Genomic DNA, 24258 nt, shown 5'->3' with positions numbered 1-24258 from the left:
TACTCTTTGATTTGATATTTTAAATAAATATTTTACTTAAAAAACTTAAATTTAAGATGAGAGATATAAAGCAAGCTCATCGCTAATGAGAAAATTAGGATTAAAATATCTTTTATTTTTGTAAAAAAGTTTTTTTTCTTTTAATAATATATTTATTTTGTCTTTTTGCCATTGATTGAGTTTTGTTTCATCAATCCCTACTATACTTCTAAGTCCTAAAAATAGGTGTTCTAAATTCAAGTCTTTAAAACTTAGCTGCTCTATAGATCTAAAAGTGGGATTTTCTATGTAATTTTTTAAATTTTTTGCTGTATAAAAACGCTTGTTTTCATAAAATCCTACCGCACTTAATCCACAAGCTAGGTAGTTTTTTCCTTGCCAATAAGCAAGATTATGTTTGCAAATTTGGGCTTTGGTTTTTGAAAAATTACTGATTTCATATTGAAAAAAGTCAAGCTCTAGGAGTTGTTTGATGAAAAATTTCATTAAATTAGGAGCATTTTTTTTAAAGTGTTCTTTTTTGGCAAAGGCTGTGTTTGATTCTATGGTTAAATTATAAGCACTAAGGTGTGTGATTAAAGCCTTGATTTGTTTTAAGTATAAGAGTTCAAATTCAAGCATTTTTTTATTGTCTAATTTTGTATCATAAATAAGATCTAAATTGATATTTTTAAAACCTACTTTATTTGCGTTTTCTAATGCTTTGATAATCATTTCTTGATTATGAATTCTTCCAAGAAAGTGAAGTTTTTTAGGATGAAAACTTTGAGCTCCAAAAGAAATGCGATTAACTCCTAGATTTTTCATATTTTTAAGCCAATTTAATGTTGCTGAGTTGGGATTAGCTTCGCATGAAATTTCTACATTTTTATCTAGTAAAGGATATAAAATTTTAAAAATATCTTCATAATTATACGCATCAACACAACTTGGTGTTCCTCCGCCTATGAATAAGGTTTTAATTTGATTTGATTGAATGTTAAATTGTTTTAATTGAAAAACAATATCTTCTTTTAAAGCCTTAAAATAGGCTTTTTCATAATCATTTTTTTTCAAACTTGTAAAAGCACAATAATTACATTTGCTTTCACAAAATGGAATATGGATATAAAAATGCATAAAAACCCTAAAATATTTTATTAAATTTTTTTAATGTATTTTAATAAAAATTTGATTTGATTTAGGTTAAAATTATTTCCTTTAAATTAAGGAAAAATATTGTGGAAAACGAGAAAAATTATAGACCAAATGTTGCAGCTGTTATTTTGTCAAGTTCTTATCCTTTTGAGTGTAAGATTTTTATAGCTAGAAGAAGTGATATGGATAATATTTGGCAATTTCCACAAGGAGGTATTGATAAAGGTGAAAGTGTCAAAAACGCTTTATTTAGAGAACTAAAAGAAGAAATAGGCACCGATGAGGTTGAAATCATTGCTGAGTATCCAGAATGGTTGAGTTATGATTTTCCGAGTAAAATTGTTAAAAAAATGTATCCTTATGATGGACAGATTCAAAAATATTTTTTAGTGCGTTTAAAGCACAGTGCTACAATCAATATCAATACCAAGCATCCTGAATTTGATGATTATCAATTTGTGAGTGTTAAACAAATTTTTGAAATGATTAATCATTTCAAAAAAAATATTTATGTTAAAGTGATCAAATATTTTGAAGAGAAAGGTTATATCTAAAATGCTTATAGTTCAAAAATATGGTGGAACAAGCGTTGGAACACTTGAGCGTATCGAAGCAGTAGCCAATAGGGTTATCCAAAGTGCGCAACAGGGTAATCAACTTGTTGTTGTAGTATCTGCAATGAGTGGGGTGACAAATACTCTTATCGAGCAAGCTGAATATTTTAGTAAAACTCCTAATGGCAAAGATATGGATATGCTTTTAAGTAGCGGAGAGCGTGTAACAAGCGCTTTACTTTCTATTGCTTTAAATGAAAAGGGTTATCCTGCTATATCATTTTCTGGGAGAAAAGCAGGAATTATTACAGATAGTGTTTTTACAAAGGCAAGAATTCATCATATTGATACAAAAGCGATAAAATCAGAACTTCAAAATGGTAAAATAGTCGTTATAGCGGGTTTTCAAGGTGTAGATGAGGAAGGTAATGTAACTACTTTAGGGCGTGGCGGAAGCGATTTAAGTGCTGTGGCAGTAGCAGGTGCCTTAAATGCGGATTTGTGTGAAATTTATACCGATGTTGATGGGGTCTATACAACAGATCCAAGAATTGAACCAAAGGCAAAGAAATTGGATAAAATTTCTTATGAAGAAATGCTTGAACTTGCAAGTTTGGGTGCAAAAGTTTTGCAAAATCGTTCTGTAGAGCTTGCAAAAAAATTAAATGTTAACTTAGTAACCAGAAGTAGTTTTAACAATAACGAAGGAACAATGATAACAAAGGAAGATGGAATGGAACAAGCTTTAGTAAGTGGTATTGCTTTAGATAAAAATCAAGCAAGAGTGACTTTAAGAAATGTAGAAGATAAACCTGGAATCGCAGCTGAAATTTTTTCTGTTTTAGCAAATGAAAATATTAATGTAGATATGATTATACAAAATGTTGGAGTTGATGGTGCTACAAATTTAGGTTTTACAGTTCCTCAAAATGAACTTGAATTAGTCAAAAATGCTATGCAAAAAATTTTAAGTCCAAAAACAACCATAGAAAGCGATAGCGCTGTGGTAAAAGTTTCCATAGTGGGTGTAGGTATGAAGTCGCATTCAGGGGTGGCAAGCAAGGCTTTTAAAGCTTTAGCTGATGAGGGTATTAATATCGGTATGATTTCTACTAGTGAAATAAAAATTTCGATGATAGTTCATGAAAAATACGGAGAACTTGCAGTTAGAGCACTACATGAGTGCTATGGGCTTGATAAATAAATGAGTGATTTTTTAAGCTTTACTCTTGAAAATATTCGCAATGGCGGAGCTTTTATGGCATGGTTGGAGTCGCGTCGTTTAGAATGGGCTCCTTTGATGGCTGCAAGACTTAAATATCTTTTAGAGGGACGCACTTTTGTCTTAATGTGTGATGAACAAAGATCTTGGTATGAAGAGTATTTTTTAAAAAATATAAATTCAAAAGCCGCTCGTCCCATGCTTCCTTTTGTGTCGTTAAATTCTTTATGTAAAAAGAAAGTGCAAAGTTCAGAGGATATAGCTTTGCTTAACGACTTGCTTGACATTTCTTTTCCTAATGGTTATGTGTATTTTTATATAGGAAGTGCTTCTGATAATAAATCTTTAATCGCTAAATCAAGAGATGATAGTTTATTGTGGCTTTTTGATGAGCAGTTGCAAGATAGTTTTTATTTAAATTCTAAAGATAAAGACTTGGATATCAAGCTTATTAGTTTATATCAACTTTTTGATGTAAGTTTGGATGCAATATTATTTTCCAAGGTGCAATTAGGATAAATATTTTGTTTATTAGTAAGATTATTATCAGTGAAGATTTTTTAGGTATTAAAGAAGAAATGATTAATAATTTTGGTATTAAAAAATTAAGATTTTTTATGCCACAAAATGAATTTTTACTCGATGATGCAAGAGCAGTTGAAAAAGAAAGCTATATCGCAGAAACTGAAGAAAAAATTATTGTTTTAATGGCGGATTCTTATAGGGTAGAAGCACAAAATTTTTTACTTAAACTTCTTGAAGAACCTCCAAAAAATATTAAATTTCTTATCGTGGTACCTTCTAAAAATTTACTTTTGCCCACTATAAAATCACGTCTTATTTGTGAAAAAAGAAAAGTTGAAAAGGAGGTTAAACAACTTGATTTGGATCTTAAAAGAATGGATTTAAGAATGCTTTTTGATTTTTTGCAAAAAAATGAAAATTTGGATAAAAATGAACTTATGGAACAAATTGCATTACTTGCTAAAGAATGTGTAAAATATAAAGATTTTAATGCTGAAGAATTAGAGTTCTTTTATGAAAGCTATGAGCTTGCAAAATTAAATTCTAAAAGTGGGGTGCTTTTAGCTACTCTTTTGCTAAATTACTATACAAAGAAATAAAATGAAATTTTTTAAAATCAATCCAAATACCGATTTTAATTTACTTTGTTCTTTCATAAACCCTCATAAAATGGGGCAAAAGATTATGAGTAAAAAAACAAAAATTCATTTTATTTTTATCAAAGATATTTCTACTCCTGCAGCAAATATTTTAAAACAAGATGCCTTAAGAGTAGGAGCTGAGCTCATCACCCATAAAGAAATAATTACCGCAAAAATCACTCATTCAAATGCACTTTTAATGGCAAGTAAAGAACAAATTCAAAAACTTATTGCTAAAGAAAAACTTCAAGATTTTGGACTTAAAAATTTGGCTCTTTTTTTGCAAAAAGATTTTTTAAAACCAAAAAAAGCTGAGCTTATGGCAGTGATTAATGTCAATGAAGACAGTTTTAATGCAAAAAGTCGTGTGAGTGAAGAAGACTTTGAAAAAAGGCTTAATGACTTTCTTGCTTTAAAGCCTGAGTATATCGATATAGGTGCGGTTAGTTCGAGACCTGGGAGTGAGTATTGTGGCAAGGAAGAGGAATTTAAAAGACTAAAAAAAGTACTTGATTTAATTTATGAGAAAAATTATCATGAAAAAGCGATTTTTAGTTTAGATAGTTTTGATGAATATTGTCTAGAATATGCTTTAAATAAGGGTTTTAAACTTATAAATGATATTACAAGTTTAAGAAATCTTAATCTGGCTAAACTTGCAAGTAAATATGAGGCAAAATATTGCTTAATGCACATGCAAAACAATCCGAATAACATGCAAGATAATCCTTTTTATGAAGATTTGCTCGATGAGATGACTTTGTTTTTTAAAGAAAAACTTGAACTTTTAGAAAGTTTTGGAGTAAAAGAAAGTATTTTAGATGTAGGTATTGGTTTTGGAAAGAGTGCGGAACATAATATGATTTTAATCAAACACTTAGAGCATTTTTTGCAATTTAATAAACCTTTACTTATAGGTGCGAGTCGCAAAAGTGTGATTAATGCGTATTTTCAAAGCGAGATTAAAGATCGTTTAGCAGGAACTTTGTATTTGCATTTAAAGGCTTTTGAAAATGGTGCTAGTATTATAAGAGTGCATGATTTATACGAGCACAAACAACTTTTTGCTTTAGTGCAGGCAATGGACAATATAGGAGTTTAGATGAAAAAAGAAGAGTATTTAGAAAAAGTTGCTTTAGCAAATTTGTGGATGAGGGCATATTATGAAAAAGATGAACCCTTGGCTAGTGATGAAGAATACGATGCTTTAATCAGAGAATTAAGAGTTTTTGAAGAACAAAACAAAGATGAAATTTCAAAAGACTCTCCAACGCAAAAAATAGCTCCTGCCATACAAAGCGAGTTTAAAAAAATAGCTCACTTAAAGCGTATGTGGTCGATGGAAGATGTGTTTGATGAGAGTGAGCTTAGGGCTTGGGCAAAACGCACAAAATGTGAAAAAAACTTTTTTATAGAGCCTAAATTTGATGGAGCGAGTCTAAATTTGCTTTATGAAAATGGTAAATTAGTAAGCGGTGCCACTAGAGGTGATGGCGAAGTGGGCGAGGATATAACACTTAATGTTTTTGAGATAGAAAATATACCTAAAAATATAGCCTATAAAGAAAGGATAGAAATTCGTGGAGAAGTGGTGATTTTAAAAGATGATTTTGAGAAAATCAACGAAAAAAGAGCTCTTTTAAATCAAAGTTTATTTGCTAATCCACGCAATGCTGCAAGCGGGAGTTTGAGGCAGCTTGATACAAGCATCACTAAAGAAAGAAATTTGAAATTTTATCCTTGGGGAGTAGGGGAAAATACCTTAAATTTTACTAAACATAGTGAGGTGATGCAATTTATCAGAGAGCTTGGTTTTTTAAAAGATGATTTTGTAAGACTTTGCGCTAATTTAGATGAGGTTTTAAAAGCTTATGATGAGCTTTTAGCTTTAAGAGAAAAAAAGCCTATGATGATGGATGGAATGGTGGTAAGAGTTGATGATCTTGCGCTTTGTGAAGAATTAGGCTATACGGTAAAATTTCCAAAATTTATGGCAGCTTTTAAATTTCCTGCACTTGAAAAAACCACGCGTTTAACAGGGGTAAATTTACAAGTAGGAAGAAGTGGGGTGATCACTCCTGTGGCGGTTTTAGAGCCTGTAAATTTAGATGGGGTTGTAGTAAAATCAGCCACCCTTCATAATTTTGATGAGATTGCAAGACTTGATGTTAAAATCAATGATTTTGTAAGCGTGATAAGAAGTGGCGATGTTATCCCTAAAATTACTAAGGTTTTTAAAGAGCGTAGAGAAGGTTTAGAGATGGAAATTTTACGCCCTAAACTTTGTCCTACTTGCCAAAGTGAGCTTTTGGATGAAGGAACTTTAATAAAATGTCAAAATATAGATTGTGAAGATAGACTTGTAAATTCTATCATTCATTTTGTTTCTAAAAAATGTCTTAATATCGATGGACTTGGAGAAAATATAGTAGAACTTTTATACAAGCACAAAAAAATCACTACACTTGAGAGTATTTTTCATTTAAAATTTAGTGATTTTGAAGGTTTGGAAGGCTTTAAGGAAAAGAAAATCAACAATCTTTTAAATGCTATAGAACAAGCAAGAGAATGTGAGCTTTTTCGTTTTATCACAGCTTTAGGGATAGAGCATATTGGCGAGGTTGCGGCTAAAAAATTAAGCTTAAGTTTTGGTAAAGAGTGGCACAAGCAAAGCTTTGAAGCTTATGCCAATTTAGAAGGTTTTGGAGAGCAAATGGCTTTAAGTCTTTGCGAATTTACGCGCGTTAATCATACAAGAATTGATGAGTTTTACAAGCTTTTAAATTTGAAAATAGAAAAACTTGAAATCAAAAGCGATGGTGTGATTTTTGGTAAAACTTTTGTGATTACAGGTACTCTTTCGCGTCCAAGAGATGAGTTTAAGGCTTTGATAGAAAAGCTTGGGGGTAAGGTAAGCGGCTCGGTTTCTAAAAAGACTGACTATGTGCTTTTTGGAGAAGAGGCAGGTTCTAAGCTTAGTAAGGCTAAAGAGCTTGAAGTAAAATGTATAGATGAAAGTGCTTTTAATGAACTTGTTAAAGAATAGTTCTTATATTTTAACACTTTTAAGCCTTTTTGGATTTTTGCTAACTTGGCAAAGGAGTGCTTTTTCTCTGTTTTTTTTAATTCCTATTTTCTTAACACTTTTTTGGGAATTCTTTTTATTTTTAAAGCTTAGAAAAAATATTATAAAAGAAGCTACTTTGATTAAGGGAAGTTTGTTTTATCGTATTAGTATGGGGGATTTTTATCTTTATATTTTTAGTTTTTTCTTGGCGATTTTTGGACTTATTTCTTTATTTTTAAATTTTTTAAATCTTGAAAAAATTGATTTAGTTTTTATATTTATAATTTTGCCTTTATTGATGATATTTTTAAAAAAAGAATTGCATTTGCAATTTGTAAATAATGCTTATAATGATTTTAGAATAGTTGTTATCGCTAGTTTTTTTACCGCTTTATTTTATGCATTTTATGGGCTTTTTTTTACTTACAATGAGCTTTTAAATTTAGAACTTTTTTCTAGGAAAATCATTGCTTATAAGAGTGCTTCTTTTGTTTATTTTGATTTTTTATCTGAATTTTTGTATTTTGTTTCAAATTTAAAACTTTTTATTTTTTCTCATTTTGGATATTTGAGCTTTAGAGCTTTAAATTTTATTTTTGATTTTTTTAATTTTTTTATGTTTTGCTCTCTTTTGGCTTTTGTTTTTAATTTTGTTTTGAAAATAAACATAAAAATAATTGTTTTATTTTTATGTTTTATCATGGTTTTAGGAAGTTATTTTTTAAAAGAGCAAAGAAATAATGCCTTAAAATCTGAACAAGAACAAATACTTTTATGGATGAATAATTTTAATTTTTTAAAAGATAATAACTTAAGTTTAATTCAAAAAGAAAAAGATCTTTTTGAAAAAGATCTTAAAGATCTTAGAGAAATTTTTAAAAAAAATGCTTTTGAAATAGGAATTTGGTGGTTTTCTAAAGAAAAAGAAGACTTGGAAAAAAGAATAAATGAGAGTTTAAAATGAGATTTGATTTTTTTGTTTCAAAGCGTTTAAATATCAGTAGAAATAAAGCTTTAGAGCTTATAGAAAATGAAGAGATTTTACTTAATGGTAAAAGTTTTAAAGCTTCTTTTGATGTGAAAAATTTTTTAGAAAATTTAAAAAAAACGCAAGATTTAAATCTTGAAGATATACTTTTAGCCAATGAGTTAAAATTGGATCTTTTAAGTGAAATTTATGTTTCAAGAGCAGCTTTGAAATTAAAAAATTTTTTAGAAGAAAATGATATTGAAATAAAACATAAAAATTGTCTTGATATAGGATCTAGCACGGGCGGTTTTGTGCAAATTTTACTTGAAAATCAGGCTTTAAAAATCACTACTCTTGATGTGGGTAGTAATCAACTCCATCCAAGTTTAAGAGCAAATGAAATAATTATCTTGCATGAAAATACAGATCTTAGAGCCTTTAAAAGTGAAGAAAAATTTGAACTTGTTACTTGTGATGTGAGTTTTATTTCTCTTATTAATTTACTTTATTATATTGATAATTTAGCTTTAAAGGAAATTATTTTACTTTTTAAACCTCAGTTTGAAGTGGGAAAAAATATCAAAAGAGATAAAAAAGGTGTTTTAAAAGATGACAAGGCAATCTTAAAGGCAAGAATGGATTTTGAAAAAGCATGTGCTAAGTTAGGTTGGCTTTTAAAAAATACGCAAAAATCAAGCATTAAAGGAAAGGAAGGTAATGTTGAATATTTTTACTACTATATCAAAAATTAATATTACTTCTTTAGCTATAGGTTGTTTTGATGGTATACATTTAGGGCATCTAAAACTTGTAAAATGTTTAGATGAGAATGGGGCTTTGTTGGTTATTAATAAATTTAAGGGTCAATTTCTTTGTTCAAATCGTCAAAAAGAAGAAATTTCAGGAAAAAAAGTTATAGAAGTGGATTTTGAAAGTATAAAATCTTTAGATGGTAAAGATTTTTTAAGCTTTTTGAAAAAAGAATTTATCAATTTGAAATTTATAGTAGTGGGATATGATTTTTCTTTCGGGAAAAATAGGGCTTATAGTGCTAAAGATATTGAGTCTTTAAGTGGGATAAAAACTATAATAGTTGATGAATTTAGTATAGGCGGAGTAGGTGTTCATGCAAGTTTAATTAAGGATTTTTTATCAAAAGCAAATTTACAAAAAGCAAAAGAATTTTTAGGAAGAGATTATAGTATTAAAGGAAAGTTGATTAAAGGACAAGGTTTGGGCTCTAAAGAACTTTTTGCGACTATAAATTTAGATTGTAAAGGCTATTTTTTGCCTCAAAATGGTGTTTATGCTACTTTGTTAAAAAGCCAAAAAAATATTTATAAAAGTGTGAGTTTTTTAGGTGTAAGATCAAGCGATGAAAATTTTGCCATAGAAAGTCATATTTTAGAGGAATTGGGTGAAAATTTCACACAAGGGGAGTTTTTCGAACTTGAGTTTATATCTTTTCTAAGAGAGAATCAGAAATTTCAAGATCTAAAAAAACTTAAAAATCAAATTGCCAAAGACATAGAACAAGCTAGAGAATTATTAAGGAAAAATGATGAAAGATGAACTTTTTAAACAAAGCCCTAAAAAACAATTTGAATTTGATAAAAGCGTGGCTAGTGTTTTTGATGATATGATTAATCGTTCTGTACCATTTTATAGGGAAAATTTAGAACTTTGTGCTAATTTATTGGCTAAAATTTTACTTGCAAATGCAAGTATTTGTGATTTGGGCTGTTCAAGTGCTAATTTTTTGATTTTGTTGGCAAATCTAAGAAAGGATTTTAAACTTTTTGGCGTGGATAATTCTGCTTCTATGCTTGAAGTTGCAAAGTCAAAAACTAAAGCTTATGGACTTGATATAAGTTTTTTTGAAGCTAATTTATGCGAATTTGATTTTTTTACTTGCGATGTTTTTGTGGCAAATTATACCATGCAGTTTATTCGTCCTCCTAAAAGACAGGAATTGCTTGATAAAATTTATAAAAATTTAAATCCTAAAGGCATTTTGATTATGAGTGAAAAAATCCTTTATGAAGATGCTTTTTTGTCTAAAAATATCATAGAACTTTATGCAGACTACAAAGAAAAACAAGGCTATTCTAAATTTGAAATTGCAGCTAAAAGAGAAGCCTTAGAAAATGTTTTAATTCCTTATAGTCAAAAAGAAAATTTAAACATGCTAGAAAAGGCAGGTTTTAAGAAAATAGAAAGTATTTTTAAATGGGCAAATTTTGAAACTTTTATAGCTTTTAAGGATTAGAGATATTTTCATTTTCCCATTCATCTTTTGGAAAACCTACCTTATACGCATTAACACAATCTTGACTGATGATAGCTTTGTGCCTGCATTCTAAACTTCTTTTTTTTGCTTCTTCAGGGTGATTTTGATAATATTCTACACTTTTGGTTTGTTCGCATGCTGCAAAAAATATACCAATAAGGCTTAAAAAAAGAGTTATTTTCATGGTAATTTTTCCTGTGTTATATTAATATCATCACTAAAGATAGAACTTTGATGGTTTTCTGTTGTTTTGGAAGGATAAATTTCAGAAGGTGTTTCTGCTATGGGCGGCATTATAATACTTTCATTATTTTCTGAACTTTGGTTAATATCTTTTGTGATTTTTTCTTTTTTTAAATCATTTTGTTTTAAAGCTTCTAATATCTGATTATCAGATTTTTTTGGTGTGTTTGGACTGTATTTACTCTCTTCATTTGTTGGCTTAATACCAATTTCTAATGCATTAATACAATCTTCGCTAAGAGTTCCGCTTTCTTTGCATTCTTTTGCTTTTTCTTTTGCTTCGCTAGGATGATTTTTGTAGTAATTTTCTGTTTTGCTATCGCAAGCTGTTATATTAATAATTATTAAAATTGTAAGTAAAATACTTAGTCTTTGCATTTATCAATCTCCTAAAAATTTTTAGCATCTTAGCAAACTTGTATAAAGCAACGATAAATTATTTTTCTTCATTATAAGAAAAAATAGGTAAAGACCATTGATATTTGATAGCTAAAAGCCTTGCAATAACTCCTATAAAAAGAGTTAAAAGTGTGCAAACTAGAGCATTAAGCTCAAGCCACATTATTAGAGAATAATAGATTGCTCCTGCAATTATGGCAATTCCTGCATAAATTTCTTTTTGAAATACCAAAGGGATTCTCATACATAAAATATCTCTTAAAATTCCACCAAAAACACCCGTAATTACAGCAGCAGCAACGGCTATGATAAACCCATGATTTTGATCTATGGCTATTTGAGCTCCAAGTATGCTAAAAACAACAAGTCCTATAGCATCAAGAGTTAGAAATAAAGTTTCAAGTTTGGTTACTACACGTGGAATTTTTGTGGCTATAAGGGCGCAAAAACAGATTAAAATAATATATTCAGGATGTTTAACCCAAGTTAAAGGATAATGTCCTAAAAGCACATCTCGTATGCTTCCACCTCCAATTGCTGTTACGAGAGCAATAAAAATAACTCCAAAAAGGTCCATTTTATGGCGTCCTGCAGCTAAAGCCCCTGTCATTCCTTCTGCGGAAATACCTATGATATAAAGAGTGGTTATTGTAAGAGCATTTATCTCCATAATTTATACCTTAAAATTTATCACAATTTATTTGATACTGTTTAATATTTTCATCATTTACTTCGTGGTTTGGTACTTGATAGCATTCTTTAAATTTCGGAGTTTTAATAATTTTTACATAAAAACTTGGTATAGCAATACGGTTTTTAATGTATTGTGGTTCTTTATCGTAAAGTACCAAATTTAAAACCTCGATACTTTGAAATTTGAAAGCCAAATTTCTTTCTCTTTGCTCGATTTCATTCCAAATTTTATTATTTATTTGTGCAATTTGTGGGGTAATATTACTCATTAAAAATACTGAATTTTGAGCAGCTTTACTAAAGCTAAAAGAAGCATTGGGTGCAGTGTGTCCTCGCGTGTAGCCGCTGTTTTTATAATCACTCCAAGTAGTGCGGTATTTTTTAGGAATATTTGTATCATCTTCAAAGCGAGGGCGTTTTTTAATTTGTTTATTTTTTAAATTTGAAGCTTCTACTTTATAAGCAACGGCTTTTGTACCTTTGAGTTTATAATCATAGCAATTTAGATAAAAAAACTTATCTAAGATTTGCGAGCAATTTATGTTGTTAAAATAAGAAGAAAAAACAGCACTAGGCTCGTAAGATTCTAAGGCGAAAATATTAAGAAATATAGCGAGTAAAAAGATGAAAATTTTCATTTAAGTTCCTTATCTTTACTTTTGCAAAGATGATTTAAAAAACATTCTTTACATAAAGGTTTTTTAGCTTTACAAGTGTAGCGTCCAAAAAGAACCATGGCTTGATGAAGATAGTTAAGATTATCTTTAAATATGCGTGTTAAATCTTCTTCTGTAGCTTCTGGAGTTTTTGCTTTGCTAAGTCCTAAGCGGTGAGAAACTCTAAAAACATGAGTATCTACAGCCATGAAATTTGCTCCACACCATTCTATTAAAACCACATGGGCGGTTTTTTGTCCCACGCCTGCTAAGGATTTTAATTTCTCTTCTTCAAGGGGAATTTCTCCGTCAAAATTTTCACAAACTGATTTTGCCATTTTTATAAGATTTTGTGCTTTATTATTAAAAAATGAACAAGTTTGTATGTAGGTTTTAAGGCTTGATAAATTTGCATTTGCAAGAGATTTGATATCAGGATAAGCTTTAAAAAGATCAGGAGTGATGAGATTAACTCTTTTATCAGTGCATTGGGCTGAAAGCATCACACAGACTAATAGTTCGTATAAATTTGAAAATTTAAGTTCTGTTACAGGTTTCTCAAAATGTTTTAAAAAAAGCTCTTTGATTTCTAAATTTCTTTTCATTTTTTAATTTTAGTTAATTAGCTTTAAACCAAGTTTAGATATAATCGATTTTATATACATTTTATTAAAAAGGAAACCCAATGAAAAAAATTTCTTTAGTTGCAGCAGCTTTGATTGCAGGTGTAGCTTTAAATGTAAATGCAGCTACAGTAGCCACTGTTAATGGCAAGAGCATTAGTGATACAGAAGTAAGTGAATTTTTTGCCCCTATGCTTAGAGGACAGGATTTTAAAACTTTGCCAGATAATCAAAAAAAAGCTCTTATTCAGCAGTATATTATGCAAGACTTAATTTTGCAAGATGCTAAAAAACAAAATTTAGAAAAAGATCCTTTATACACAAAAGAACTTGATCGTGCAAAAGATGCAATACTTGTTAATGTTTATCAAGAGAAAATTTTAAATACAATTAAAATTGATGCGGCTAAAGTTAAAGCTTTTTATGATCAAAATAAAGACAAATACGTAAAACCTGCGAGAGTGCAAGCAAAACATATCTTAGTAGCGACAGAAAAAGAAGCTAAGGATATTATTAACGAACTTAAAGGTTTAAAAGGTAAAGAACTAGATGCTAAATTTAGTGAGCTTGCTAAAGAGAAATCAATTGATCCAGGTTCAAAAAACCAAGGTGGTGAGCTTGGTTGGTTTGATCAATCAACTATGGTAAAGCCTTTTACAGATGCTGCTTTTGCACTTAAAAATGGTACTATTACTACAACTCCAATAAAAACGAATTTTGGCTATCATGTAATCTTAAAAGAAAATTCGCAGGCTAAAGGTCAAATCAAATTTGATGAAGTAAAACAAGGTATTGAAAACGGACTTAAATTTGAAGAATTTAAAAAAGTTATCAATCAAAAAGGCCAAGATCTTTTAAATAGTGCTAAAGTGGAATATAAATAATGGGTGTTTTAGACATTGTAAAAGCAGGGGTGATTAGCGGAGATGAGCTTAATAAAGTTTATGACTATGCTAAAGCAGAGGGTTTTGCTATCCCTGCTGTTAATGTTGTAGGAACTGATTCTATTAATGCAGTTTTAGAATCTGCAAAAAAAGTTAACTCTCCAGTTATTATCCAGTTTTCAAATGGTGGGGCAAAATTTTATGCAGGGAAAAATTGTCCTAATGGAGAAGTTTTAGGTGCAATTAGTGGGGCTAAACATGTACATTTACTTGCTAAAGCTTATGGTGTACCTGTGATTTTACACACTGATCATGCCGCAAGAAAACTTTTACCTTGGATTGATGGGCTTATTGAGGCAAATGCACAATATAAAAAAACCCATGGACAAGCTTTATTTAGTTCCCATATGCTTGATCTTAGCGAAGAAAGTTTAGAAGAAAATCTTAACACTTGTGAAGTCTATCTTCAAAAACTTGATGCTTTAGGTGTCGCACTTGAAATAGAACTAGGTTGTACAGGTGGCGAAGAAGATGGAGTGGATAATACAGGTATTGATAATTCTAAGCTTTATACCCAACCAGAAGATGTAGCACTTGCATATGAAAGACTTGGAAAAATTAGTGATAAATTTTCAATTGCAGCAAGCTTTGGAAATGTACATGGAGTTTACAAACCAGGAAATGTTAGCTTACAACCTGAAATTTTAAAAAATTCGCAAAAATTTGTCAAAGATAAATTTGCTTTAAAAAATGATAAGCCTATAAATTTTGTATTTCATGGTGGTAGCGGTAGCGAGCTAAAAGATATTAAAAATGCAGTAAGTTATGGCGTAATTAAGATGAATATTGACACAGATACCCAGTGGGCTTTTTGGGATGGGGTACGTGAATATGAACTTAAAAATAGGGCTTATTTGCAAGGACAAATTGGAAATCCAGAAGGTGATGACAAGCCAAATAAAAAATACTATGATCCGCGTGTTTGGTTAAGGAGTGGTGAAGAAAGCATGATAAAGCGTCTTGAAGTCGCTTTTGAAGATTTAAACTGTATAAACAAAAACTAAGCATTTTAAAGGCTTAGTTTTATTTTGTTTTAAAAATTTTTATCAAATTAAGTAGCAATCTTTAAAATAAAATTTTTATTGAGGTATTGGTTTCATGGAGATTAAATCAGATGAAATTTCAGAACTTGTTTTGCCTGAAGGCAAAGATGCAAGAGGTTCTTTGGTTTATTTTAAAATTATTTTTATTCCAGCTTTTCTTTATATTTTGATTTTATTAGGTTATTTTAATGTAATTGATTTTAAGGTTGAATTACATACGGTTATTATGACAGGTGTGATTTTTTTTACAGCATTGATTTTTGCTAGACATAGTGCTGAGTATGCGTATAGTATTTTTGAGCAACAAAAAGATGAATTTAAACAGGCTTTAAAAAGACATATTATGAGGCATTTTCTTGCCATAGGGAAAGACACGAAATCAAATGCCAATTTTGATGACTTTGCTTATACATATATTAAAGGTGCAAGAAATGAGAATTTTGCTAGTATAGGTTCGGCAATTTTTCCAATGATGGGAATTTTAGGAACTTTTATCAGCATAGCTTTTTCAATGCCAAATTTTAGTTCTAGTGATACAGCCGCTTTAGAACAAGAAATTGCAGATTTGTTAAGTGGAGTAGGAACTGCTTTTTATGTTTCAATTTATGGAATTTTTCTTGCATTATGGTGGATGTTTTTTGAAAAATATGGTAAAAGTAAAATAGATCGTTTACTAAATCGTCAAAAAAACGCTACAAGTGGATTTTTTTGGACAAAAGAAGAGCTTGATCAAAGATATTTAACTGAGAGTTTGCAACATTTTGAAAAAATTGGAGCAATTTTTAAACAAGTTAGCAATGATGATTTTTTTGCAGAGCTTGATCATGCTATTGATAGAAAATTTGGCATTTTTCAAGATATGCTAAATGTAGAAGAAAAAGCTATTAGATTAAGTAGTGAACACATCAAACAAACCATGGGTGAGCTTAGTAAAGCACAAAGAGATCAACGCGATCTTGGAAAGCTTTATAGTGAAATGTTAAATGGCATAGGTTTGCTCAATCAAAATTTGAAAGAAATCAATACAAGAATGTCAGAACAATATAATCGCTTGCTCGATATCAGTAGTGATAAAATTCATCATCTTGATAAGACGCTAAGTGCATTCGATGAAAAAGTAGAGCGTTTTGGCAAAAATTTTGAACTTTATGAAAAAGCAATGTTGGAAAGTCAAGAAAAGGTTTTTGAGGGATTTAAAGCAAGCTTGTTTGAAGGTATGCATAAATTTAAGGAAGTATATGAAGAAGAAAAAAGTATCGATGCTAAAATCAAAATGATGGATGAGCTTAAAAAAGAAATGAAAGCACTTGATGAAGAAACAAGTCAAATGATGAGTAAGCTTTCTGGGGATGGAAATCAAAATAAAGAAAATGAAACCAAACAAATAGAAGATTTTTCAGAGTCTAAGACTGAAGAAAATCAAGATGAAATTCAAGCAGAAATATCTAAGCAAGAAAGCAATGATGAGTTAAAAAATGAAGATAAAGAAAATAAATGAAAAATGAGTCAAAAGAAGATAGCAATTTTTGGATAGCTTATGCTGATTTAATGGCAGGATTGCTGTTTGTTTTTATTTTGCTAATAGGTGCTATTGTTGTAAAATATGTTTTAACTCAAAGTGATTTAAAAGAAATTAAAGACAATCTCAATAAACAAGAGGCACGCTTAGAGGAGAGCAAAGAAGAGCTTAGAAATAAAGAAGCTATAGTGTTTAAACTAAGTTCTGATTTAAACAATGCTTCTAGTGCTTTAAATCTTGCTAATTCTCAAAAAGCAGAATTAGAGGCTAATATTACAAATTACAAGCAGTTAAGTAAAGATTTGAACTCAACTTTAGATAATAAAGATAAGCAAATTTTGATTTTACTAGGTCAATTAGAGAAAAAAGATGAAGAGCTTAAAAATTTACAAGAAGATTTTCAAAAAGCTAAAGAAAAGGTGCAAAATCTTGGTTTGATTCGTGAAAATTTAAGCAAGGAATTGCAAAGCAAACTTGATAATAATATCACTATAGATGAAAAGACAGGATCTATTTCTTTGCCTGCTGAAGTACTTTTTGATAAAGATTCTTATGTGTTAAAAAATGAAGCAAAGGCAAGTTTGAGAAAAATCTTAAGCGAATATTTTGATGCTATTCTTGAAGATCCAAAAATTTTTTCTAACATTGAAAATATCATTATTGAAGGACATACTGATAGTGATGGATCTTATATTTATAATTTAGATTTGTCGCAAAAAAGAGCTTATGAGGTGATGAATTTTATCTATACTTTTTATAAGAGTGATAAGCTTCAAAAGCTTTTAATGGCAAGTGGACGTTCTTTTTCGGATCCTGTGTTTGTCAACGGAGTTGAAGATAAGGATAAGAGTCGTCGCATAGAGATAAAATTTAGCATTAAAAATGATAATGCTTTAAAAGATGTAGAAAAATTCTTTGAATTTCATTAAAACAATTAGTCCTATACAAAAAATCAATTTTAACGGATTTGAATTTTATATTAAAAGAGATGATTTATTAGGAGAAATTAATGGAAATAAAGCTAGGAAACTTGCTTTTTATATCCATCAAAGATATCCTAAAAATCAATCTTTTATAAGTTATGGAGGAAGCCAAAGTAATGCTTTGGCGGCATTAAGTATTTTTGCTAAACAAAGATCATATAAGCTTGTTTTTGCTTGTGAAAAAATTTCTACTTTTCTTAAGAATAATCCTTGTGGAAACTATGCTTTAGCTTTAGAAAATGGTGTTGATTTTGTAGAAAATATCCATTCTTTATCCTTAAAGCAATTTGCCTTGTCTTTGTGTAAAAAAGATGATATTTTTATAGAACAAGGCATGGCTAATTTAGAAGCTCAATATGGCTATATGGAGCTTGCTCAAGAAATTCAAATGCAAAGTCAAAGTTTAAAGCTCGATTTTGATATTTTTTTACCTTCGGGTACAGGCACTTCGGCAGCTTTTTTGGCAAAGTATTCTAAATTTAAAGTATTTACTTGCGCTTGTGTAGGTGATATTAAATATCTTAAAAAACAAATTTTAACATTAGATCCAAGCTATGATTTTTCAAATTTAGAATTTTTAACAAGTGATAAAAAATATCACTTTGCTAGACCGTATAAAGAATTTTATGAGCTTTACATGGATTTAAAGTTAAAGTGCAATATAGAATTTGACTTGTTGTATGATATTTTAGGATTAAGTATAGCATTAAAACAAGAGTGGAAAAAACCATTGCTTTATATACATCAAGGTGGAATTTTAGGAAATTCCACTATGTTAGAGAGATATAAATTTAAAAAATTAGTTTAAAATTCCATAGATAAAAATGATTAAAATAATCAAAGGTACTATATATTTTACATAATAAAACCAAATTCCAAACCATGAACTTTTAAGTGTATTGTTATTGCTAAGTTCTTTTAGACTTTCTTGTTTGCCTAAAATCCAACCTACATAAATGCAGCAAAAAAATGCAGTTAAAACAAACAAAATATTTCCACTAATGAAATCAAAACTATCAAAAATGTTTTTTCCTTTGATGATAACAATATCACGCCAAGGCCCATAAGTTAGAATACAAGGAAGATTGCCAAGTATGAAGATAAACCCTAGAGTTAGGTTAATAGAAAGATTTTTAGAATATTTAAATTTTTCTTCTAATACGCTAATAATAACTTGATAAATTGGCAAGCTTGTGGTTAAAGCTGCAATCAAGAGTAAGACAAAAAATAAAATACACACAATGGTACCAAAATGGATATGAGAAAATGCTATAGGTAAAGTTTCAAAAACCAAAGAAGGCCCGCTATCTGGAGCAAGTCCTGCTGAGAAAAGTGCTGGAAAAATCATAAAACCAGCCAAAACAGCTATAATGGTATTTAAAACCCCTGTATAAATAGCGGTTTTTGCCATATTTTCATTTTTATTAAGATGAGATGAAAGTGTTATCATCACCCCAAAACCTAGGGATAAAGCAAAAAAGACTTGCCCTAAAACATCGATTAAAAGTTTTGATGATAAAATTTTACTAAAATCAGGTTCAAGATAAAATTTAACTCCAGCTATAGCTCCATCAAGGGTTAAATTGCGTCCCACAACAACAATAAGACAGATAAATAATAAGGGCATTAAAAATTTGACGGATTTTTCTATACCATCTATAATGCCTCTTTTTAAAATAATATAATTAATAATTACAAAAACAGTGGTAAAAATACCAACTCCTAAAGGATTGAAGGCTATTTTGTCGTTAAAAAACTGATGAGTAAATTCTTTGCTTACTACATTGGCAAGACTAAAATTCCCTAGGGTTAATTCCCAAATATAAACTAAAACCCATCCTCCAAGTACCATGTAGTAAGCCATTATGCCAAAGCTTCCTAAAAGTCCCATATATCCAATACTTTGCCATTTTTGTTTGAAAGCATCTACGCTATTTGTCATCGCTTTTCTGCCTATGACATTTTCAACTAAAATAACAGGAATGCCTATGATAATCATGGCTATACAAAAAACTAATACATAAGCGCCGCCACCATTTTCTCCTACAAGATAGGGAAAACGCCAAGTTGCTCCAAATCCTATGGTTGCTCCAGCAACTGTTAGAATATAAGTTAGTGTGCTACTCCATGTTTGTCTTTGCATGATTATCCTTTCAAAAAAGGATTATTTTATCTAAAAATAACTTTAAAAACTTATAAGCTATCCATATAGCTTGTATCGTAAGTATTTTTTAAGCGTTTGTGTATCGTTTCGTGCCAATTTTGAGATATGAGAGAGTTTAATTTTTCTAATTTATCTAATTAAATTTGGATTTTTCTTAAGAATTTGATGTGGGGAGTAAAAAAGTTGATTGAGTTTAAATATACTAAGTGAAGTAGATTTTTTTTCTAAAATTTTAATGTTTTCATACTTTCGTATTTGTTCAACTTGTAAAACTTTATAATACCATCCACTCAAGCCCATTTTAAAAATTTCATGTGTAAAATTTGAATTATTGTGAATTCTAGAAATTTTTACACAAGGTTTTCTAGGTTCGCTTACTTGCAGTTTTGCATTTGAAATTTGATGTATATCATCTATGCAAACATTTTGTTCATAAAGCCCATCGATGCTCAAATTTTCACTCATTGAGCCAAAATTTAGCTTTTTATTAAGAAATCTTTCTCATATAGGATAGTTTTGACAAGAGTTGGCAAAAATACCTTATGGTAGCCTCCGTGATGAATTTTATTAGCTATTTGATCATCTAAAATACCCAGAAAATCAATCTATGTTTTTTCTAGGTAAATATCTTTAATAAATGCGTTTTGGAAATTTTTATGGTTTTTTTAATTTTCCCTATTTGCAAACTTTGAATTTTCATGGTTCTAGTTTTTTTAATAAATCATCAGCACTGATAAAACCCGTGATTTTTAATTTTTCTTTTCCATTTTCAAAGAAAATTAAAACAGGTGGGCCAAAAACATTAAATTCTTTCATGGTTTTAATTTGTTCATTATTATTTTCGCTTACATCAACTTTGATAAGTTTGTAATTTTGCATTTTTTGTATGATTCTTTCATCGCTAAAGGTTAATTCATCTAAAAGTTTGCAATTTTCACACCAAGATGCAGTAAAATCAAGCATTATGGGCTTTGTATTTGTTTGTATTTCTTGCTTTAATTGTTCAAAATTACTGATATAATCATAGCTTAGAGCAGGTTTTGAGGTAGATGTAGTATTGAAATTTAAAGGATTTAAGAAATTTTTAACCCCAAAAATTCCCCCTAGGAAAATGCTTAGAGAATAAGCTAAAATAAGAATTAAAATACTTTTTTTAATTTTAGAAATTATCGTAAAACTTTTTTCAAAAATTCCCATAAAAACACTAAAAAATACACCTAAAATTCCATAGGCAATTAAAATGTAATTTTCTTCAATAATTCTAGAAAGTATCCAAATAGCCATAGCCAACATAACAAAAGCAAAGAAAATTTTTACTTTTTCCATCCAAAAACCAGGCTTAATAAAACCTAATCCTAAGCCTATGAAAAGCAAAGGTATACCCATGCCAAAACTCATGATAAAAAGTGCACTACCACCTAATAAAGCATTGCCTGTATTGGCTATATAAATTAAAGCACCTGCTAAAGGGGCTGCTACGCAAGGACCTACTATTAAAGCAGATAAAAATCCCATAATAGCTATACCTACAACTCCCTTTCCTTTTTCGCTTTTTTTATGTATAAAGGTTTGAAATCTTAATGGTAATTCGAAACGAAAAGCTCCAAACATAGCAAAAGCAAAAGCTATGAAAATTAGAGCAAAAAGAATTAAAATAATAGGTTTTTGCAAAATTCCTTGAATACTTGCTCCTAGAAAACTTGCTATAACTCCAGCAATAGCATAGGCTAAAGACATGAAAAAAACATAGATAAAAGAGAGAAAAAAACTATATTTTTTTGAAAATTTAGCATTACTTTTTGCTACGATAAGAGAAGATAAAATCGGAATCATAGGTAAAATACAAGGCGTTAAGGAGAGTAAAAGTCCATAGCCAAAAAAACTTAGCAAAATCCAAAAAAAGTTATCTGTTGCTAAAAAATTTGCTATAGAGCTTTCTTCAGATTCAATTTTAGTTTTTTTATCTGTTTTTTGAGCTTTATAAGGTTTTGAAATTTCAAAAGTATCTTTTTTAGAAATGAGATCAAAGTACCAAGTTTGAGGATTATAACACAAGCCTTGTTCAGAACAACCTTGAAATTCGAGTTTGATTAAATTTGTAGTATTTTTTGCAAAGCGCTCTAGTAGTAAATTTGGCAAAGCTAAATTTAATTTTTGATAATAAACATTTTCATTGCCTCTTGTAGAGCTTTGAGGTAAATTAATCAAAGAACTTATATCTTTTTCATTTATATATAATTTAAGTTTATTAGAATAAAGATAAATATCTTTTCCAAGTTCAATATCAATTGAGATAGAGTTATTATAAGAGTTTGATTTTACATTAAAAGCTTCATTTAAAGACAATATAGAAGCAAAACATAAACAAAAACTTAATAAAATAATACCAAAAATACGCATAAATTTCCTAAAAACTTATTTTTCCTTTATCTTTAGCTTCAATTATAATTTATTATGGTAAATTTGCTTTAAATACTTTATAAAGGTTTGAAAATGCAAGAAAATAATTCTCTAAAAACACAAGGGGCTGTTAAAAAGAATGAAATTTATATTTCCGTTAAAAGAAAGAAAAGTACAATAGAATATGAAAAAGATTTAAAGAATTTGCAAATTGAACTTTTGAAATTTCAAAATCATGTTAAAGCCAAGGGTTTAAAGGTTCTTATACTTATAGAAGGACGCGATGCAGCTGGAAAAGGTGGGGCGATTAAACGTTTGATTGAGCATTTAAACCCGCGTGGTTGCCGCGTTGTGGCTCTTGAAAAACCTAGCGATGTGGAAAAAACACAGTGGTATTTTCAGCGTTATATAGCACATTTGCCCTCAGCCGGTGAGATTGTGATTTTTGACAGATCTTGGTATAATCGTGCAGGAGTAGAACCGGTGATGGGTTTTTGCACACCGCAACAACATAAAGATTTTTTAAGAGAAGTGCCTTTGTTTGAAAATATGATTTCAAATAGTGATATTACTTTTTTTAAATTTTATTTTTCGGTATCAAAAGATGAGCAAAAAAAACGTTTTGAAAAACGCCGAAGTGATCCACTTAAACAATATAAATTATCTCCTGTAGATCAAAAATCGCAAGAATTATGGGATAAATATACTTTAGCTAAATACTCTATGCTTTTAGCATCTAATACCCCAACTTGTCCTTGGACTATTATTTCTTCTGATGATAAGAAAAAAGCAAGATTAAATTTATTGCGTTTTATACTTTCTAAGGTAGAATATCCAAATAAAAAAACTGGAGATTTTTCCAAAATTGATGCAAAATTAGTGCGTAGTGGAGAAGAAGAAATACGAAAAATGGAGGCGAATTTGGAAAAACTTGACAGTAAAAAAGCAGATGAAAAAATAAAAGATTTAGATTAAGGAAAAGAATGCATAAGCTGGTTGAAAATTTAGCACTAAAGTACTATGATAAAGTAGTTGATTTAAGACATCAAATTCATATGCATCCTGAGCTTGAATTTGAAGAAGAAAATACAGCTCATTTAGTGTGTAAAATTTTAGATGAGTTTGGCATTAAATATCAAAAAAATATTGCAAAAACAGGAATTTTAGCTATTATAGAAGGAAAAAAGAAGAGTCAGAAAAAACCAAAATGCGTTCTTTTAAGAGCGGATATGGATGCTTTGCCTGTACAAGAAAAAACTAATCTAAGTTATGCTTCAAAAATTGATGGTAAGATGCACGCATGTGGACATGATGGACATACAGCAGGACTTTTGGGAGCTGCTTTGATATTAAATGAGCTCAAAGATGAATTTTGTGGCACGATTAAATTTATGTTTCAGCCCGCAGAAGAGGGAAGCGGTGGAGCTAAACCTATGATAGAATCAGGTGTATTGGAAAATCCTTATGTTGATGCAGTTTTTGGTTGTCATTTATGGGGGCCTTTGCTTGAAAATACTGCTCAAATTGTAAGTGGTGAAATGATGGCTGGAACGGATATTTTTGATTTGGAATTTATTGGCAGAGGAGGACATGGAGCTCATCCGCACACTTGTATAGATCCTATAATTATGGCAACGCAATTTGTAAATAATATACAAAGTGTTGTTTCTAGGCGTTTAGCCCCTTATGAAGCAGGGGTGATTACCGTAGGTCAAATTTGTGCAGGAACTACTTATAATGTTATTCCTACAAATGCTTATTTAAAAGGAACTGTGCGTTTTTTAAATGATAAAACACAAGATATTTTAAAAAGTTCTCTAGAAGAAGTGGTTGCTGCTACGGCAAAATCTAATGGTGGAGATTATAAGCTTAAATATACTAAAGAATTTCCTCCATTGATTAATGATGAAAAAGCTGCTTTAATAGCAAGAAAAGCTTTTGCAAAGGTCTTAGGAGAAGAAAATATTATTATTTCTTCTAAGCCTGACATGGGGGCTGAAGATTTTGCTTTTTTAACACGAGAAAGAATGGGGGCTTATGTATTTGTTGGAATTTCAAAGGATTTAAATCATCCAGCTTTGCATCATAGTTCTACTTTTTGTTGGGATGATGAAAATTTAAAAGTTTTAATGCAGGGTGATGTGATGATGGCTTTAGAATTTTTAAATTTATAAAATAGAATTAA

Annotated in this window: 25 protein-coding genes and 1 pseudogene; 17 read left to right on the top strand and 9 right to left on the bottom strand. The window is 29.7% G+C overall.

Annotated elements, in window-relative coordinates; all coding sequences use genetic code 11:
• Positions 1–51 precede the first annotated feature (51 nt).
• The gene (gene hemW, locus AJ939_RS04090; protein ID WP_002881855.1) at positions 52–1119 is read right to left on the bottom strand and encodes a radical SAM family heme chaperone HemW; all 1068 of its coding nucleotides are present in this window, start codon (positions 1117–1119) and stop codon (positions 52–54) included.
• Between the two features lie 101 nt (positions 1120–1220).
• Between hemW and AJ939_RS04085 the strand changes: the two genes are divergently transcribed.
• Genes AJ939_RS04085 through cmoA form a run of 10 tightly spaced genes read left to right on the top strand, consistent with a single transcriptional unit; the run spans position 1221 to position 10385 of the window.
• A complete protein-coding gene (locus tag AJ939_RS04085; protein WP_044794063.1) occupies positions 1221–1691 on the top strand; it encodes an RNA pyrophosphohydrolase in 471 nt (156 codons plus the stop codon).
• 1 nt (position 1692) lies between these two features.
• A complete protein-coding gene (locus AJ939_RS04080) occupies positions 1693–2895 on the top strand; it encodes an aspartate kinase (protein ID WP_002880294.1) in 1203 nt (400 codons plus the stop codon).
• Positions 2896–3432 carry a HobA family DNA replication regulator gene (locus AJ939_RS04075; RefSeq protein ID WP_002861289.1) on the top strand — a complete coding sequence of 179 codons (537 nt, stop codon included), beginning with the start codon at positions 2896–2898 and terminating at the stop codon, positions 3430–3432.
• A gap of 5 nt (positions 3433–3437) precedes the next feature.
• Positions 3438–4037 carry a DNA polymerase III subunit delta' gene (locus AJ939_RS04070; RefSeq protein WP_070276039.1) on the top strand — a complete coding sequence of 200 codons (600 nt, stop codon included), beginning with the start codon at positions 3438–3440 and terminating at the stop codon, positions 4035–4037.
• 1 nt (position 4038) lies between these two features.
• The gene (gene folP, locus AJ939_RS04065) at positions 4039–5181 is read left to right on the top strand and encodes a dihydropteroate synthase (protein WP_070276040.1); all 1143 of its coding nucleotides are present in this window, start codon (positions 4039–4041) and stop codon (positions 5179–5181) included.
• Positions 5182–7125 (top strand): NAD-dependent DNA ligase LigA, encoded by a 1944-nt coding sequence (gene ligA, locus AJ939_RS04060; protein WP_070276041.1) that lies wholly within the window; start codon positions 5182–5184, stop codon positions 7123–7125.
• On the top strand, positions 7106–8110 hold the full coding sequence (locus AJ939_RS04055) for a hypothetical protein (RefSeq protein ID WP_079860498.1): 1005 nt from the start codon (positions 7106–7108) through the stop codon (positions 8108–8110). The genes ligA and AJ939_RS04055 overlap by 20 nt, the downstream gene beginning before the upstream one ends.
• On the top strand, positions 8107–8868 hold the full coding sequence (locus AJ939_RS04050) for a TlyA family RNA methyltransferase (protein WP_002880301.1): 762 nt from the start codon (positions 8107–8109) through the stop codon (positions 8866–8868). Before AJ939_RS04055 ends, AJ939_RS04050 begins: the two co-directional genes overlap by 4 nt.
• Positions 8834–9688 carry a bifunctional riboflavin kinase/FAD synthetase gene (locus AJ939_RS04045; protein ID WP_070233256.1) on the top strand — a complete coding sequence of 285 codons (855 nt, stop codon included), beginning with the start codon at positions 8834–8836 and terminating at the stop codon, positions 9686–9688. Before AJ939_RS04050 ends, AJ939_RS04045 begins: the two co-directional genes overlap by 35 nt.
• A complete protein-coding gene (gene cmoA, locus AJ939_RS04040) occupies positions 9675–10385 on the top strand; it encodes a carboxy-S-adenosyl-L-methionine synthase CmoA (RefSeq protein WP_072225838.1) in 711 nt (236 codons plus the stop codon). Before AJ939_RS04045 ends, cmoA begins: the two co-directional genes overlap by 14 nt.
• Here cmoA and AJ939_RS04035 read toward each other — a convergent pair.
• Genes AJ939_RS04035 through nth form a run of 5 tightly spaced genes read right to left on the bottom strand, consistent with a single transcriptional unit; the run spans position 10375 to position 13002 of the window.
• Positions 10375–10596, bottom strand: a complete 222-nt coding sequence (locus tag AJ939_RS04035; protein WP_072225837.1) for an EexN family lipoprotein — start codon at positions 10594–10596, stop codon at positions 10375–10377. The two genes, cmoA and AJ939_RS04035, sit on opposite strands and share 11 nt — an antisense overlap.
• Positions 10587–11027 carry an EexN family lipoprotein gene (locus AJ939_RS04030; RefSeq protein WP_070248223.1) on the bottom strand — a complete coding sequence of 147 codons (441 nt, stop codon included), beginning with the start codon at positions 11025–11027 and terminating at the stop codon, positions 10587–10589. The genes AJ939_RS04035 and AJ939_RS04030 overlap by 10 nt, the downstream gene beginning before the upstream one ends.
• Positions 11028–11085: 58 nt before the next feature.
• Complete coding sequence (locus AJ939_RS04025; RefSeq protein WP_002861298.1) at positions 11086–11718, bottom strand: trimeric intracellular cation channel family protein; 633 nt, start codon at positions 11716–11718, stop codon at positions 11086–11088.
• 10 nt (positions 11719–11728) lie between these two features.
• Positions 11729–12379, bottom strand: a complete 651-nt coding sequence (locus AJ939_RS04020) for a DNA/RNA non-specific endonuclease (protein WP_070276043.1) — start codon at positions 12377–12379, stop codon at positions 11729–11731.
• A complete protein-coding gene (gene nth, locus AJ939_RS04015; protein WP_044779333.1) occupies positions 12376–13002 on the bottom strand; it encodes an endonuclease III in 627 nt (208 codons plus the stop codon). Before nth ends, AJ939_RS04020 begins: the two co-directional genes overlap by 4 nt.
• An 80-nt stretch (positions 13003–13082) precedes the next feature.
• Between nth and peb4 the strand changes: the two genes are divergently transcribed.
• The 5 genes from peb4 (at position 13083) to AJ939_RS03990 (ending at position 18317) form a co-directional block, all read left to right on the top strand.
• Positions 13083–13904: a peptidylprolyl isomerase PEB4 gene (peb4, locus tag AJ939_RS04010; protein WP_002931939.1), complete on the top strand. Its 822-nt coding sequence runs from the start codon at positions 13083–13085 to the stop codon at positions 13902–13904.
• Positions 13904–14968 carry a class II fructose-bisphosphate aldolase gene (fbaA, locus tag AJ939_RS04005; protein WP_002931943.1) on the top strand — a complete coding sequence of 355 codons (1065 nt, stop codon included), beginning with the start codon at positions 13904–13906 and terminating at the stop codon, positions 14966–14968. Before peb4 ends, fbaA begins: the two co-directional genes overlap by 1 nt.
• Before the next feature lie 94 nt (positions 14969–15062).
• A complete protein-coding gene (locus tag AJ939_RS04000) occupies positions 15063–16505 on the top strand; it encodes a MotA/TolQ/ExbB proton channel family protein (protein WP_070209851.1) in 1443 nt (480 codons plus the stop codon).
• Positions 16502–17455 (top strand): OmpA family protein, encoded by a 954-nt coding sequence (locus tag AJ939_RS03995; protein ID WP_002852313.1) that lies wholly within the window; start codon positions 16502–16504, stop codon positions 17453–17455. The genes AJ939_RS04000 and AJ939_RS03995 overlap by 4 nt, the downstream gene beginning before the upstream one ends.
• Positions 17442–18317, top strand: coding sequence for a 1-aminocyclopropane-1-carboxylate deaminase/D-cysteine desulfhydrase (locus tag AJ939_RS03990; RefSeq protein ID WP_053872869.1), 876 nt, complete (start codon positions 17442–17444; stop codon positions 18315–18317). The genes AJ939_RS03995 and AJ939_RS03990 overlap by 14 nt, the downstream gene beginning before the upstream one ends.
• On the opposite strand, the gene AJ939_RS03985 is transcribed toward AJ939_RS03990, so the two are convergent.
• The 3 genes and pseudogenes from AJ939_RS03985 to dsbD form a co-directional block, all read right to left on the bottom strand.
• On the bottom strand, positions 18309–19652 hold the full coding sequence (locus AJ939_RS03985) for a sodium-dependent transporter (protein ID WP_070209852.1): 1344 nt from the start codon (positions 19650–19652) through the stop codon (positions 18309–18311). The two genes, AJ939_RS03990 and AJ939_RS03985, sit on opposite strands and share 9 nt — an antisense overlap.
• A 50-nt stretch (positions 19653–19702) precedes the next feature.
• Positions 19703–20373: pseudogene (locus tag AJ939_RS03980) on the bottom strand (MOSC domain-containing protein).
• Entirely contained in the window at positions 20370–22073 is a 1704-nt protein-coding gene (gene dsbD / locus AJ939_RS03975; protein WP_070233267.1) for a protein-disulfide reductase DsbD, read from the bottom strand. Before dsbD ends, AJ939_RS03980 begins: the two are co-directional and overlap by 4 nt.
• 93 nt (positions 22074–22166) lie before the next feature.
• Between dsbD and ppk2 the strand changes: the two genes are divergently transcribed.
• Positions 22167–23048 (top strand): polyphosphate kinase 2, encoded by an 882-nt coding sequence (ppk2, locus tag AJ939_RS03970; RefSeq protein ID WP_070233268.1) that lies wholly within the window; start codon positions 22167–22169, stop codon positions 23046–23048.
• 8 nt (positions 23049–23056) lie between these two features.
• Positions 23057–24247: a M20 family metallopeptidase gene (locus AJ939_RS03965; protein WP_070276044.1), complete on the top strand. Its 1191-nt coding sequence runs from the start codon at positions 23057–23059 to the stop codon at positions 24245–24247.
• The last annotated feature ends 11 nt before the right edge of the window (positions 24248–24258 follow it).

Source organism: Campylobacter sp. BCW_6889 (assembly GCF_001762535.1).
Classification (GTDB): domain Bacteria; phylum Campylobacterota; class Campylobacteria; order Campylobacterales; family Campylobacteraceae; genus Campylobacter_D; species Campylobacter_D jejuni.
The sequence above is the reverse complement of the archived record's forward strand: the minus strand, read 5'-3'. Positions and strand labels throughout refer to the sequence as shown.

Coding starts and splice junctions, on each gene's coding strand:
- hemW (WP_002881855.1), bottom strand. CDS start 1,119: ATGCATTTTTATATCCATATTCCATTTTGTGAAAGCAAATGTAATTAT.
- AJ939_RS04080 (WP_002880294.1), top strand. CDS start 1,693: ATGCTTATAGTTCAAAAATATGGTGGAACAAGCGTTGGAACACTTGAG.
- AJ939_RS04075 (WP_002861289.1), top strand. CDS start 2,896: ATGAGTGATTTTTTAAGCTTTACTCTTGAAAATATTCGCAATGGCGGA.
- folP (WP_070276040.1), top strand. CDS start 4,039: ATGAAATTTTTTAAAATCAATCCAAATACCGATTTTAATTTACTTTGT.
- ligA (WP_070276041.1), top strand. CDS start 5,182: ATGAAAAAAGAAGAGTATTTAGAAAAAGTTGCTTTAGCAAATTTGTGG.
- AJ939_RS04055 (WP_079860498.1), top strand. CDS start 7,106: ATGAACTTGTTAAAGAATAGTTCTTATATTTTAACACTTTTAAGCCTT.
- AJ939_RS04050 (WP_002880301.1), top strand. CDS start 8,107: ATGAGATTTGATTTTTTTGTTTCAAAGCGTTTAAATATCAGTAGAAAT.
- AJ939_RS04045 (WP_070233256.1), top strand. CDS start 8,834: ATGTTGAATATTTTTACTACTATATCAAAAATTAATATTACTTCTTTA.
- cmoA (WP_072225838.1), top strand. CDS start 9,675: ATGATGAAAGATGAACTTTTTAAACAAAGCCCTAAAAAACAATTTGAA.
- AJ939_RS04030 (WP_070248223.1), bottom strand. CDS start 11,027: ATGCAAAGACTAAGTATTTTACTTACAATTTTAATAATTATTAATATA.
- AJ939_RS04025 (WP_002861298.1), bottom strand. CDS start 11,718: ATGGAGATAAATGCTCTTACAATAACCACTCTTTATATCATAGGTATT.
- AJ939_RS04020 (WP_070276043.1), bottom strand. CDS start 12,379: ATGAAAATTTTCATCTTTTTACTCGCTATATTTCTTAATATTTTCGCC.
- nth (WP_044779333.1), bottom strand. CDS start 13,002: ATGAAAAGAAATTTAGAAATCAAAGAGCTTTTTTTAAAACATTTTGAG.
- peb4 (WP_002931939.1), top strand. CDS start 13,083: ATGAAAAAAATTTCTTTAGTTGCAGCAGCTTTGATTGCAGGTGTAGCT.
- fbaA (WP_002931943.1), top strand. CDS start 13,904: ATGGGTGTTTTAGACATTGTAAAAGCAGGGGTGATTAGCGGAGATGAG.
- AJ939_RS04000 (WP_070209851.1), top strand. CDS start 15,063: ATGGAGATTAAATCAGATGAAATTTCAGAACTTGTTTTGCCTGAAGGC.
- AJ939_RS03995 (WP_002852313.1), top strand. CDS start 16,502: ATGAAAAATGAGTCAAAAGAAGATAGCAATTTTTGGATAGCTTATGCT.
- AJ939_RS03985 (WP_070209852.1), bottom strand. CDS start 19,652: ATGCAAAGACAAACATGGAGTAGCACACTAACTTATATTCTAACAGTT.
- dsbD (WP_070233267.1), bottom strand. CDS start 22,073: ATGCGTATTTTTGGTATTATTTTATTAAGTTTTTGTTTATGTTTTGCT.
- ppk2 (WP_070233268.1), top strand. CDS start 22,167: ATGCAAGAAAATAATTCTCTAAAAACACAAGGGGCTGTTAAAAAGAAT.
- AJ939_RS03965 (WP_070276044.1), top strand. CDS start 23,057: ATGCATAAGCTGGTTGAAAATTTAGCACTAAAGTACTATGATAAAGTA.